10 protein-coding genes, 1 tRNA gene and 7 pseudogenes are annotated in these 12595 nt (G+C 49.8%); 7 read left to right on the plus strand and 11 right to left on the minus strand.

Features of this window, described 5'->3' with window-relative positions:
* Window positions 1-21: 21 nt before the first annotated feature.
* The 4 genes and pseudogenes from SYMBAF_RS04350 to SYMBAF_RS04360 form a co-directional block, all read right to left on the minus strand.
* On the minus strand, window positions 22-699 hold the full coding sequence (locus SYMBAF_RS04350; protein ID WP_040265558.1) for a DUF2057 family protein: 678 nt from the start codon (window positions 697-699) through the stop codon (window positions 22-24).
* Between the two features lie 291 nt (window positions 700-990).
* Window positions 991-1476 (minus strand): annotated as a pseudogene (locus tag SYMBAF_RS18320) (transposase).
* A gap of 85 nt (window positions 1477-1561) precedes the next feature.
* Window positions 1562-1858: pseudogene (locus tag SYMBAF_RS18325) on the minus strand (transposase).
* Between the two features lie 75 nt (window positions 1859-1933).
* Window positions 1934-2761: pseudogene (locus SYMBAF_RS04360) on the minus strand (integrase core domain-containing protein).
* Window positions 2762-3017: 256 nt separating this feature from the next.
* Here SYMBAF_RS04360 and SYMBAF_RS04365 point away from each other — a divergent pair.
* Window positions 3018-3189: pseudogene (locus SYMBAF_RS04365) on the plus strand (CoA-binding protein); the annotation flags it as partial.
* A gap of 39 nt (window positions 3190-3228) precedes the next feature.
* On the opposite strand, the gene hspQ reads toward SYMBAF_RS04365, so the two are convergent.
* From hspQ to tusE, 3 genes are all read right to left on the minus strand, one after another.
* On the minus strand, window positions 3229-3546 hold the full coding sequence (hspQ, locus tag SYMBAF_RS04370) for a heat shock protein HspQ (RefSeq protein WP_040265516.1): 318 nt from the start codon (window positions 3544-3546) through the stop codon (window positions 3229-3231).
* A gap of 61 nt (window positions 3547-3607) precedes the next feature.
* Entirely contained in the window at window positions 3608-4795 is a 1188-nt protein-coding gene (gene rlmI / locus SYMBAF_RS04375) for a 23S rRNA (cytosine(1962)-C(5))-methyltransferase RlmI (RefSeq protein WP_040265518.1), read from the minus strand.
* 270 nt (window positions 4796-5065) lie between these two features.
* A complete protein-coding gene (gene tusE, locus SYMBAF_RS04380; RefSeq protein WP_040265559.1) occupies window positions 5066-5395 on the minus strand; it encodes a sulfurtransferase TusE in 330 nt (109 codons plus the stop codon).
* Window positions 5396-5601: 206 nt separating this feature from the next.
* Between tusE and SYMBAF_RS04385 the strand changes: the two genes are divergently transcribed.
* Window positions 5602-5689 (plus strand) — tRNA-Ser (locus SYMBAF_RS04385).
* Between the two features lie 99 nt (window positions 5690-5788).
* On the opposite strand, the pseudogene SYMBAF_RS04390 reads toward SYMBAF_RS04385, so the two are convergent.
* Window positions 5789-6458, minus strand: a pseudogene (locus tag SYMBAF_RS04390) (IS1 family transposase); the annotation flags it as partial.
* 357 nt (window positions 6459-6815) lie between these two features.
* Between SYMBAF_RS04390 and SYMBAF_RS04395 the strand changes: the two are divergent.
* From SYMBAF_RS04395 to SYMBAF_RS17525, 5 genes and pseudogenes are all read left to right on the plus strand, one after another.
* Window positions 6816-7076, plus strand: a pseudogene (locus SYMBAF_RS04395) (integrase core domain-containing protein); the annotation flags it as partial.
* A gap of 225 nt (window positions 7077-7301) precedes the next feature.
* Window positions 7302-7937, plus strand: coding sequence for a pyridoxal phosphate-dependent aminotransferase (locus tag SYMBAF_RS04400; RefSeq protein WP_082026971.1), 636 nt, complete (start codon window positions 7302-7304; stop codon window positions 7935-7937).
* Window positions 7938-8021: 84 nt separating this feature from the next.
* Window positions 8022-8462 carry a GNAT family N-acetyltransferase gene (locus tag SYMBAF_RS04405; protein WP_040265522.1) on the plus strand — a complete coding sequence of 147 codons (441 nt, stop codon included), beginning with the start codon at window positions 8022-8024 and terminating at the stop codon, window positions 8460-8462.
* Window positions 8463-8594: 132 nt separating this feature from the next.
* Window positions 8595-8768 carry a hypothetical protein gene (locus tag SYMBAF_RS04410; RefSeq protein WP_040265561.1) on the plus strand — a complete coding sequence of 58 codons (174 nt, stop codon included), beginning with the start codon at window positions 8595-8597 and terminating at the stop codon, window positions 8766-8768.
* A 143-nt stretch (window positions 8769-8911) separates the two neighbouring features.
* On the plus strand, window positions 8912-9496 hold the full coding sequence (locus tag SYMBAF_RS17525; protein ID WP_226020167.1) for an IS4/Tn5 family transposase DNA-binding protein: 585 nt from the start codon (window positions 8912-8914) through the stop codon (window positions 9494-9496).
* 100 nt (window positions 9497-9596) lie between these two features.
* Here the strand turns inward: SYMBAF_RS17525 and SYMBAF_RS04420 are convergent, their stop codons facing one another.
* From SYMBAF_RS04420 to SYMBAF_RS04430, 3 genes and pseudogenes are all read right to left on the minus strand, one after another.
* A complete protein-coding gene (locus SYMBAF_RS04420) occupies window positions 9597-10619 on the minus strand; it encodes an IS110 family RNA-guided transposase (RefSeq protein ID WP_040264770.1) in 1023 nt (340 codons plus the stop codon).
* An 84-nt stretch (window positions 10620-10703) separates the two neighbouring features.
* A pseudogene (locus SYMBAF_RS04425) lies at window positions 10704-11904 on the minus strand (Tn3 family transposase); the annotation flags it as partial.
* A 69-nt stretch (window positions 11905-11973) separates the two neighbouring features.
* Entirely contained in the window at window positions 11974-12564 is a 591-nt protein-coding gene (locus SYMBAF_RS04430; protein ID WP_202032431.1) for a group II intron maturase-specific domain-containing protein, read from the minus strand.
* Between the last annotated feature and the right edge of the window lie 31 nt (window positions 12565-12595).

Consider the following 12595-nt stretch of genomic DNA (forward strand, 5'->3'; position numbering starts at 1 on the left):
AAGTGTGTGCTTATGCCGTGACTAGGTGCGATCCCCTTTGATAGGTTGCTTATTGCCCCATCTGAGAAAACGTTGCTGTATTTCTTTGTTCGCCTGTTGGAACCAGTATTGCAGCATCTGTTCTGAGGCGTTCTTGCTATTAGGTGTCACTATGGGTGAATTTAGCGGTACGCTGACCAGTGGGATGCCTGGTGTGGCAGTAAGCGCTTGCGCAAAAGCTGGTACCGAAGCTGGACGATCCTGACGATTGTAGTCTGACATGACCTTTTCCAGGTCGGTACTGGAACTCACCTTGGCGGGGTGTAGCACATCATGCCTTATTGGTAGGTTACTGCCTTTTGCATCAATCACCTGATAATTCAGTGTACTGTCGAAGCGCTGCGCGTCACGGTCATTCTCGATATGCGGCAGCTCGATCGCCACTGTGCTGATGTTCTGTGTGTTGAAGGTAGCGATAATTGGAAGGGAAACGTAGAGAACCTGCTCTTGTTGGTCGGAGCTTATGGATTTGTTGACTTTAAACAGCAATTGATGCTGCCCGCCATCCAGCTCAAGGCTGTCGGCACCTTTTAATAACGAACCTGTCATTTTCTTGCCGTCGACCGCCAGCAGGTCGATGTCCGGGGAGAGTTTCAGGGTCGTAGCCGTGGCTAGCGTGCTGATACTCAGTAGCGCCGTAACTACCAGGCCAATTTTCATCATGATCTCCCCATGAGGTAACGAACTATAAGTGTTGAACACACCACAAATCGTGTCAAATATTTTCAATTTGACTGAAATATTCATATTTTTGCATACATTGGCTTATTTAGACATATTTATATTTGCTCAGGCTATGATTGTCTCAGACCTTGGCACTAGCGGCAGAGTTTCATTCGCGTAGTGGCTTTGTTGAATAAATCAGGGAAAAGGTACAGTTCTGCGATGGAAGATAGAGCCTGTATACGATTCTGTGTAAATGCCTTTCCTCAGAAGTGACCACCGAGGCGATCACCGATAGCGGCTCATTGCCATACGCCAGTCCCTCAGTGGTATCGTCCAATTCTGTGATGCCGCCTGGATTGTCAGCCACACCACTTTTTTCACCGACTCATCAGTCGGGAACACCATGCGTTTCTTGAGTGCATGCCGGATCACGCTGTTCAGCGACTCGATGGCGTTGGTGGTGTAGATGACCTTGCGGATGTCCGTTGGATAAGCAAAGAACGTGGACAGATTCGCCCAGTTGAACTGCCAACTACGGCTTATCTGCGGATAGCGGCTGTCCCATGTGTTGGAGAATGTTTCCAGTACCTGTAGCCCTGCCTCTTCCGTGGGGGGCCTGATAGATAGCTTTCAGGTCACGGTGAAGCCCTTGCAGTCATTCCAGAACACGAGCCGCAGGCTGTTGTGCACCCTATGCACGATACACAACTGGATGCATGCCTCCGGATAGACCTCATTGATGGCATCAGGGAAGCCTTTCAATCCGTCCACACAAGCGAGAGGATGTCGTTCAGGCCTCTTTTTTCAGCTCTGTCAGCACGTTCAGCCAGAACTTGGCACCTTCATTTTCGGCCAGCTACATACCCAACAGCTCTTTCTGACCTTCGATATTGATCCCCAGGGCCAGGAACACGGATTTGTTGATGACGCGGCTGTTCTGCCGGACTTTCAGTACGAGATAGTAAATTTAAACAATGGGATAGATGGCATCTAGCGGTCGGTGCTGCCACTCGACGACCTGCTCCATCACGGCATCAGTCACCTTAGAGACCCGTGCCAGCGACACATCAGCGTCATACCGCTCTTTAAATGCAACGGCAATCTTACGTGTGGTCGTGCCTTTGGCGTACAGCGACAGGATTTGGTTATCCATCCCGGTAATACGGGTCTGGTTTTTCTTCACCACTGCGGTTTGAAGGTGGAGTTGCCCCGGCTAAAACGGACACAGTTAATTAACCGCTAATACGGCTTCACGGTATTCGCGTGGGGATCTCATTTTCAGCCCCTTATGCGGATGCCAGTTGTTATAATCTGCCATCCACTCAGCCAGCTTTTCCAGCATTGATGCCGTATCCGGCAGATCATTTACGTAGACATAATCCCGCTTGAATGTCTTCACGAACGATTCTGCCATGCCGTTACTTTCCGGGCTGTGCACCGGTGTTGTGCATACGATGAACCCCAGTGACCTGGCGAACGTACGCGTAGCATCAGCTATGTAGCAACTGCCGTTATCCGTCAGCCATTCTATCGGATGGGGAACCTTCAGCGTGTTTCCGAACCGTTTTTCCAGATTTTCTGTCGGCAGATCCTGCACTATTTCGCTGTTGATACCCCCGGTGGTGGCACTCCAACTGATGGCTTCGCGATCGCAGCAGTCCAGACTGAACACCACCCCACCCGTACCGAGCGGATATCGTCCGGGGGCAGCAATGGCATATGCGATATCAACTTTTTTGACTGCGCTATCTCCAGCGCGTCGCGAAGGATTTCGGCTTCCATGGTTTTGCGGCCCAGCATCTGCTCACGCTGTTTTACCTTTTTCTCCAGGGCCTTAACGTCAGAGACACTGACAACTTCATCGCCAGCGGCGATCGCAGATTGACCAGCATCATTCATAAGTCGTTTCCCTTTAAAAAGCAGACTGGGGGGTAGTGCCATATTGCCGGGCAACCAGAGAAACGGAATAGCCGGGCTGCATGGACAGCGCAACAAAACGGCTCTTCTCTTCGGCAGTATAACGGCGTCGCTTCTGCTCGCCAGTGGGCACTTCGATTCCTTGCACAAGACACTCTTAAACATAGGTCTATGCCTAAGTCTTATTGATAAAGTGTCCGGTTTAAACGGGGGGCTACTACAGAAGAAACTATTGCGATCGCGCGGAGTACGCAGTTCCAATGGCCCATCGCCGGTGGTTACTGTCTTTGTCGAGTCTCTGGCTGTTGCGCGCCGTCCGTGTCCAAACTGGCTGCAACAATGTACACCTACGGGGACGCTAGGCTGGAAGTTGTAGATAGGATAGTGTTTCCTGCCACTCAAAGGCGGTGTATGCCAGCGTGCAGGAGGCGATAGCCATATCGATGTTGGATACAGATTGGTGTGATCAACGATCAGGCAGAAGCGTTGGCTACCGGAGCGGGGTTGACGGTGGTGATGAATCGCTGCCCAAAAATTGAAGTCCCACGTTTGGGGCCTGAATGCTGAATAAAAAAGACCTGGCTTATTCCTCAGGTCTTAACTCATTCAGTTACGCAGCCGTGGTGCTAGCAACTGGTGACGAATGGATTGTGCCAGTTCATCCAACGAGGATTGTTCGGGGTGGGCTTCTTGGGCTTCGCCATCTAACTGTGCTTCTGCCAGATAAATATGCATCGGTTGGCCTTCCTCATTTTCCATCACCACATGATACCAAGGAGCAAAGCGTAGATCGTCGTTTGCCGCAATTTCGTCAGCCTTAGGTTGTTCCAAAGAGTATTCCGGGTCGATATCAATAACCACCCCCAAATACCCCAGCAGTTTATGCCGAACCTGCTGTCCAAGACCGAATTTGCTGGCAATCATAATGACCTCTTGGTAAATAGTGCGTTGCTCTCTAGATAAGGGCAAAACAGCGTGTTTCAAGTTACATCACCCGACACGCAAATCCTTTCAAATACAGTCCTTCAGGATAAGTCGCAATAACTGGATGATCGGCAGCTTGCCGGAACTGCGCTATAAATTGTACATCGCATCCGGCATCTAACGCGGCATCAGCCAAAATTTTCTGGAACAAATCGGTTGGCATCAAACCTGAGCAGGAGAAGCTGAGCAAAATGCCGCCTGGGTTCAGCAACTGCAACGCCAGCAAATTAATATCTTTATAGCCACGGCAGGCACCGGACAGTTGGTTTTTGTTTTCAACGAACTTCGGTGGGTCCATGATGATCAGATCGAATTTTTCGCCCTGCGTGCGGTAATTGCGCAGCAGCTGGAAAACGTCATCGCGGATGAACTCTGCTTTACTCAGATCTAGTTGGTTCAGCATAACGTTTTGTTTGGCGATATCCAGTGCCGCCTGTGAAGTATCTACGCTGATCACCTGTTCGCAACCGCCCATCAGGGCGGATACGGCAAAGGCACCCGTGTAAGAGAAGCAGTTCAGCACCCGGCAACCGGCAGCGTAATTGCGCGCCGCCAGGCGGCTGTCGCGTTGATCGAGATAAAAGCCAGTTTTATGACCATGCTGGATATCCACCAACAGCTTCATGCCGTGTTCGGTAATTGACAGGAGTTCAGGCGGTAGATCGCCCTGCACTGGCCCATGGCTCAGCGGTAAACCTTCTTTTTTACGCACGGCAACATCCGAGCGGTCATAGATTGAACACTCTGGATAGCAGTGCTGCAAAGCGCAGAGCAGGGTGGCACGCTGATATTCCGCCCCGGCGGACAACAGTTGTAACACCAGGAAGTTCTGGAAACGATCAATAGTGACGCCCGGTAAGCCATCGGATTCGCCAGCAACCAAGCGGTAGCTGTCCAGCCCGCCTCTTTGCGCTACCCAACCACGCCAGTGTTGCGCCCGCTGTAAATGGTGGATAAAGAAGTCGCGGTTAATCTCTTCATCTTGCTGGAAAGTCCAGACGCGTGCGCGGATCTGCGACATAGGGGAGTAAGCGCCGCGCGCCAGCCATTTGCCTTGGCTGTCATAAATATCGATGGTTTCACCGGAAAGGGCTTTACCCTCAACGCGCTGAACGGCTCCGGAGAACACCCACGGATGGCGACGAAGTAAGGACTTTTCACGTCCTTTAGTGAGATATAGTGCGGTCATAGTTAAGAGTGTTGCTAGCTTGATAAAAAGGGTGACACTGCCGTATGGACGCACGGAAAATGCCATAAACAAAATTGATAGGTGCGGATTATGTCACAAATTTGCACCGCTGCGTATGTGCATGACATCGTGCAGGGCATTGGTGGCCTAACGGAAGGAGTGGCAGTACAGTGCTCGCGCGGGAGGGACAGCAGGGATTTGGCATTTGCCACTCGGCGTTCAGGCACTCATCCATAATTACCGAGACGGCAGCACAGCCTATCTAGTCTGTTAGATACATTTTACTGGTTTTGGCAGGCCAGCTATTTTGGTCGCTTGTTTCGCCGGGCCTTGCGGGAACAAGCGGTAGAGATAGCGGCTATTGCCTTTTTCCTCGCCATATTTCTGCACCATGGCCTTGACCAACATACGGATTGCCGGCGAAGTATTAAACTGCTGGTAGAAGTGACGAACAAAACGTACCACTTCCCAATGTGCATCGGTAAGCGTGATATCTTCCTGGGCAGCCAGCAGCGGTGCCAAGCCTTCATGCCAATCTGCACTATTTTTCAGGTAACCTTGTGCGTCAGTTTCAATGGCCTGACCTTCAAACTCCAACATACTGCCTCGGTAACGGATAGTTTTGAATGGGCATGAGTTTAGCAAAATTTTCATGATGCTTCTTTGCCCATCGTTATCGTTGCGGCACAGTGAACTGACGCTGATGCTTGATTAATCGCTTGCGTATTGGGTGCTTTATTTTCGTGCAGTTGGGCAGTCTTGGGCTTTACAAGCAGATCTGCTCTGTTTATAGTTTGGTTCGTTACGGAGGGGTGGCCGAGTGGCTGAAGGCAACGGTCTTGAAAACCGTCGACGGGAAACCGTTCCAGAGTTCGAATCTCTGCTCCTCCGCCATATTTAGATCCCAATATTTTGATAAGCCTGAGTTTTTTTATGGCTTTTCAGTATGCCATTAGGTGTTGGTTTCAGTTGCCCGGTTGTGACGCAGACTGAGTGGTAATGATTGATGGTCAGATACCCCCCAATGAGCCTATCGTGCATTTCTTCTGACTTCGAGAAACAGATAGTCCTGCGGGCCAGTCGTTTAAGATGGGTTCGCAAATTGAGATTATGCCGCTCTATCCGCTGGGTATATTTTTGCTGATGACATGACTGGTTGAGGGCAGTAAAGTCCGGTAGACAGGCCAGGCGTCAGTCATGTAGAAAGCGATAGTAAACAAGCTCAGCAAAGCCAGAAGCCGCCGTAAAGTCAGCGCATTACGTGGCCCCAGTACATGCGTGAGGCCCCGCTTTCTGATGCGGTCATAAGCGTAGAATAACCAGCGTGGATGACCTTTATTCTGTACATAAGACCACTGTTCATCGGCTTCACAGCAAATAACGACTTCAACGCCGGGTTCAACGTTTTGTGCTACCTGATGTGGTTAAATGGCGGAGAACAGTATTGAGGCTTATCTTCATCGCGGCATCCGGAACCATTCATTGCCATATCAACAATGGTCTGATGGGTTGCGGGTTTAGCGCTGTTGTAGCGAGAGCTGAACTGGAAGGTTTTCAGGCAGTGTTTACAGCGATAAAGCTGTGCTCCTGAGCGGGAATGGCCGTTCCGAATTACCCTCTTCGTTTCAGAACAACGAGGACAAACCACATCAATCTTTGTCATAGGTGCATTCAAAAGCCGAAAGCGTACACCAACACTACATCGGCGTCACGACTTGTCGCTTCAGGTCATTGGGGTAGATGACCAAAAACCTTATTTTTCGTTTTGCCGCAGGGACGCTGACGACCTGGCCGTGACCACAGGCCGCAACCAGGTAGATGCGGCACATCAGTCTGTCACAGCCAAAACCGCTGACGGCAGCCCATGTCAGCAACAGCGTAGTTTTGATCAACAATCAGTTGGGAAGATTTGCGTTTGAACTCTGCGCTGAAATTTCTTATTTTCATTGGGGCACCTGTATTTGGTCTGAGGTGAGCATATCACCACTGTTCAGGTGGTCAAATTCAGTGTGCCACTACAGACGCGGAGCTGCTGGCATCAACGGGCAGCACAGGTGATTCCTACGATAATGTACTGGCCGAGAGTATCGATGGCCTTTACAAAGCTGAAGTCATACACCGTAATAGCGGGAAAAACCACGCAGAAGTGGAACTGGTGACACTGGCGTGGGCGGACTGGTATAACAATCGTAGATTGCGCGAACGTATCGGTCACATACCACTAATAGCAGCCGAAAAAGCCTATTCTGCTGCCAGAAAAAGTAACAATCTGGCAGCCTGAGCTTCCTGACTATCTCTCTCCAAGAAAATCGGGGTGGTTCAGTAGCTCCTGAACAGATCGCACGTCGTTTACAACGTCAAATCAAGGGATCCTTTACTTCATGACTGCTAACTTTACGTTGGATAAAACACTCGAAGCTATGGCGATTTACACTTCAAAAGCCACTGCCAACAGAGCGGCGCAAATGCCAGATGTAATGAACCTGAGTTTTGGCGAGCCAGAGTTTTGCCCTCCCGCTTTCTGCAACCCCTGATAGAACAACAGGGATTAAGTTGGGAAGTGTTTCTGCACTCCGCCAAAGGCTACGAGCAACCAAAAGGCTCGCCAGAACTGCGGCGAGCCATCGCTATTTGGTACCAGCAGCATTACGGTTTAACACTGGATCCTGAGCGCGAAATCATGATCACTCACGGTGGTGTGGCAGCGATCAATCTGGTGATCCAATGTACCAAGCAGGAACATCAAGGGGTGATTATCAGCCATCCGTCTTACATGCTGTATGAACGGGCCGTTACGGCGCTGAATCGCCCACTGGGTGAATCTGAATACCACTCAGCCCTAGGAGCCGCATGGCAAGATACTGCTTTGCAGCAGGCCGGTGTGATGATCATTAACTCGCCAGAAAACCCCAGTGGCTACATGCTTAACGCCCAGGATTGGGATGCCGTTGCCGAATTTACTCAGCAACATGGCATTTGGTTGATCCACGATGAGGTGTATGACGTTATGGCCTACACCGAACGCCATCAACCCGCGATGAAACAGCCAAAAATGCGTGAAAATACCATCATGATCAATAGCTTATCCAAGAAATTTGGTCTGCCAGGTCTGCGCATTGGCTGGAGGGTGGCTGCGGAATAATGCCCGTAGTTCTCTAACTGCTCATCGATCAGAAAATCAGCACTATTTAAAATAGCATCAAGATGAGAAACATAAGGGATATTTATGTTGATAAGAATCGCAGGCATTACGGATATTGCAGATATGTTTCGTGTCCGAATCAGTGTGAATGAAAATAAAGCCACCATGGCTGATTTGGCAAAGAACGGCATAACGTCAGAATCATTACCTGAAATGTTATCGGGTCAGGGCCGGGGATGGGTAGCTGAAATTGACGGGGTAACCAGGGCTTTCGCCATGGCTGATGCCGATAACGCTACTATTTTCGCATTATTTGTAGAACCCGGCTTTGAAGGACAAAACTTAGGCCGTAATCTCATGAATGAAGCAGAGAAATGGCTCGCTGAGATGGGGTGTCAGCAAATTTGGCTCGAAACAGACAGCAATACGCTGGTACGAGCTAATGGATTCTACCGCCACACTGGCTGGGCTGAAAGTAACATACAACAGGATGGTCAGGTTAAATTCATAAAAAAATTAAATTAATCTTAGCCTATTTTAGTTTGATCCGACAGGGACTATCGTTTAAAGCGGTGACGGAGAAAACCCGTATATCCCGTACAACTTGCTTCTGGCTAAAAAATTATTTATATAAAAATGAATTTAAAGGGTAAGAATATGCTTGAAACTACAAGGCTAATTTTAATGCAGTGGGAAGCTAAAAATATGGCTCCTTTTGCGGCTAAAAATGCGGATCCTGATGTGATGCGCTTCTTTCCGGTTCAGCTTCTGCGGGAGGAGAGTGACAGCCTTACGGCGAGGTTCAGAGATGGAATTGATGAACGAGATTGAGGATTCTGGGCAGTTGAGTTGTATGCGTCGTTGGAATCACGTAGCTGATCACTGTGCGGTTCCAACGCTTGCAACTACCCACACTTATATTGATGTTATCATCAACCTAATCAGGCGGCGTTATTATCCAGGAACAGGGATATATGATTGATTCAGTACCGATTTCGGCTTCCCCACTTGTATGGATTGATGAAAAAATTGATTTATCTACTTTTAGTGACCGCCGACACGCCAGCCGCTTTAAATCCCTGATGCAAAAACTCTGGCAGGGAATGGGAAACAGCCTGCCCTTTGCCTGCCAGGATCGCGCAGCAACAAAAGCCGCTTACCGCTTTCTTTCCAGCACTAAAATTGATGAACAAACGTTTCTGCAGGGACATACCGAAGCCACTTGCCAGAAGGTGCAGGCCACACAGGAAGAAACTATCCTGCTTCTCCAGGATACCACCTCGTTTGGTTACCATCGAAACAATCCTGACCTGGTTGGCTTTTCCGGACGGGCACTCAACGCCAGCTTCTCCTTATATATCCATTATGGGCTCCGTTTGGGAAACGGAAAATATTGTACTATAAGGGCTTCCCCGGCATGTCAACGCCGGTGTTTACGGTTTCTTGTCTGCACTTCAGTAAAAATAAAGGGGAGAGACTGCGGTACTATAAACGGCCATGATGAATCGTTATCGATTCGGGCCCTGATGAAAGACGCGCGTGAGGCTCTTGTTCGTTAAACGGATACGTATATCCTGTACAATATTCAGATATACCTCACGGGGTCTAACCCTTTATCATCAACGAGTTGCAGGTAAGATGGTTATTCCGTTTCGTGCTTTAGCTGGCTGAGTACAGCCTGAAATCATCCCCGTAATGCAATGATGCCCAGCACAGCCTCGCATTTTTGGCGGCAATGGCCACAACAGCACGCCAGTATCCTCTGCGCTCAACCAACGTACAAACCCAACGGCTGAATGAGTCAGTCCTTTTCTCTGCGCTAATCAGAACCGAACGGGCACCCTGAACCAGAAGCGTTCGCAGATATGAATCGCCCGCTTTCGTTATCCTGCCAAGCTTTGATTTTCCGCCACTACTGTACTGCGATGGTGTAAGCCCCAGCCAGGCGGCCAGTTGACGCCCATTTTTAAAATCATGCGCATTACCGATACTGGCGACCAGCGCACAGGCCGTTGTGGGACCAATCCCTTTCAGTTCCATCAGTGGCTGGCTGCGGTGATCGGATTTTGCCATACGGGACAGAATTCGGTCATATTCAGTAATGTTATCATCAATGCGATCAATGTGTTCCAGCAAATCATCAACACATTGCTGAACCTGAAGTGGCAAAGAATTCTTCTGTTCAGCAACCATGTGGCGCAGGGCATCTGTACTTTGTGGGGCAATGACGCCGAATTCAGATATCAATCCTCTTAATCGGTTATATGTTGCTGTTTTTTCCTCGATAAAACCTTGTCGGGTACGGTGGAGACATTGCATCGCCTGCTGACTCTCATCCTTTACTGGCACAAACCGCATATGCGGACGACGGACAGCCTCGCAGATAGCCTGGGCATCAGCCGCATCATTTTTCCCTGATTTACCGGCCATGCGATAAGGAGATACAAACTTTGCAGCCATCAGACGGGGTTTATGGCCATACTGCTGAAACAGTCTTGCCCAGTAATGCGCCCCGGAGCAAGCTTCCATCCCGATAACACAGGGTGGCAAACCAGCAATCAGTTCAGGAAGTGCTGCACGCGATACCCTGGGTTTTACCAAAACAGTTTTTCCATTCTGGTCAACGCAGTGGACAGCGAACACATTTTTAGCAAGATCGATACCGACAGTGGTAATGGTCATAACGAATCCCTCTGGAGCTATGTTTACCCCATGATTGCACAAGAGTTAATCAGGCGCATATCCAGGGGAAGTCCCTTCCATTCGTTAAGGTGATTTTTTGTACCGACTGACATCAACTGACCGCAAAGGTCGATACTTTCCTTCAGCCAGCTTTTTATTGTTTCGCCAGATATAGTCTCCCGTCAGGATTAATATGCTCCCAACCCAGCGGAGACAAGTGTGACAACAATTGCTCATTGAGATGTAGCCCCTTTCTTTTCAGCAGGCTAATGGCGTTTTCTATATATACGGTATTCCACAATGTGATCGCGGCGGTAATCAGCGTCAGTCCGCTGGCCCGGTAACTCTGGTTTTCCAGACCTCGATCCCTTATTTCGCCAAGACGATGCATGAAGACGGCTCTGGCAAGGGCATTCCGGGCTTCTCCTTTATTCAGACCGGCCTGAACTCTGCGACGCAATGCTGGATCGCGGAACCAGTCCAGCATAAACAAAGTTCGCTCGATACGGCCAATTTCCCTCAACGCCTTAGCAAGCCCGTTCTGTTTGGGATAACTGGCCAGTTTTTTCAGCATCAAGGACGCAGTCACTGTTCCCTGCTTTATTGAGGTGGCCAGCCTCAGGATTTCACTCCAGTGGCTTTCTATATCCTTGATATTCAGTGGTGTTGTGGAAATAATTGACTGTAGCGCAGGGTATTTATTAGCTTTCCCCTGTATAAACAACCGCTTGTCGTGAAGATCCCGGATCCTTGGTGCAAAAGCGAACCCTAGCAAATGCATCAGCGCAAAAACATGTTCCGTAAAACCTGCCGTATCGGTGTAATGCTCGGTGATTTCAAGATCACTTTCGTGATACAGCAGGCCATCAAGTACGTGGGTGGAGTCACGAACACGGCTGATCACTTTGGTGTAAAACGGACTGTACTGGTCAGAAATATGCGTATAAAACTGTACACCCGGCTCCTGGCCGTACTTCAGATTGACCTGACCCGCATAGCGGCCGTGGCTGCCAACCCGAAAATTCTGGCCGTCAGAGGATGAGGTTGAACCATCTCCCCATAATGCTGCCAGCGGACGTGACTTCTGGGCATTAACCAGTTCGGCCAGTGCAGCAGAGTACGTTTCATCACGGATATACCATGCCTGCATATTTTCCAGCGAAGCCCGTGTGGTTCCCGGACAGGACTCTGCCATTTTAGTCAGCCCCAGATTGATGCCATCCGCCAGGATGGTGGTGAGAAGCAAACGATCATCCTGCGGGCGGGTAAGCGGGTTCTTCAGGTGGGGGTTATCGGGTCGCGCAAGGGAACTTCCCCCCTGCGCTCCCACGGAACCGGACGTGACAGTCTCCCGTCATCCGGCTCTTGTCGTTGACCACTCACGCCGCGTACAAATTTCCCAGTGTGCAAACAGACCGGGCCTGGCGCGCTGTATCCGTCTTAACCATTCATATGCCTGAGCCAGACTACCGTGGACCCGCTTATATTTGCGGGCGACCCATTTCGCAAGGTGCAGATCTACATGAGTGGCTATACAGTTCATTGCTGAACGATAAAAGTGACCATAGTACTTAACCCAGCCCCGTAACATGGGGTTGAGCCAACGGGCCATGACTTCCAGCGATAACGGCGTTTTGTGGCTCAGATCCCAGCCCCGTACCGTCTGCCGGATTGCCTTCGCAGCTCTGCCGCTCATTGCTGGCAGGAAATTCACCGACAGCTCTCCCTCTTTCGAGAAGGACTTTCTTGGCCTGAACGTATAGCCCACAAAGTCGAAGCTGATTTCAGGATATGCTTCCGTTCTTTCCCTGTCCTTGCAGTAAACGACTTTAGTCTTGCCCGGACTCATCTCCAGCTTACACTCAGCCAGCCGTTTTCTGAGCCTGCCACGCAGCATCATTGCCTGAGCATGACTCTTGCAGTGAATGACTACATGTAGTGGCACACTGAATTTGGCCACCTGAACAGAGGTGATA

The organism is Serratia symbiotica, from assembly GCF_000821185.2.
GTDB classification, from domain to species: domain Bacteria; phylum Pseudomonadota; class Gammaproteobacteria; order Enterobacterales; family Enterobacteriaceae; genus Serratia; species Serratia symbiotica.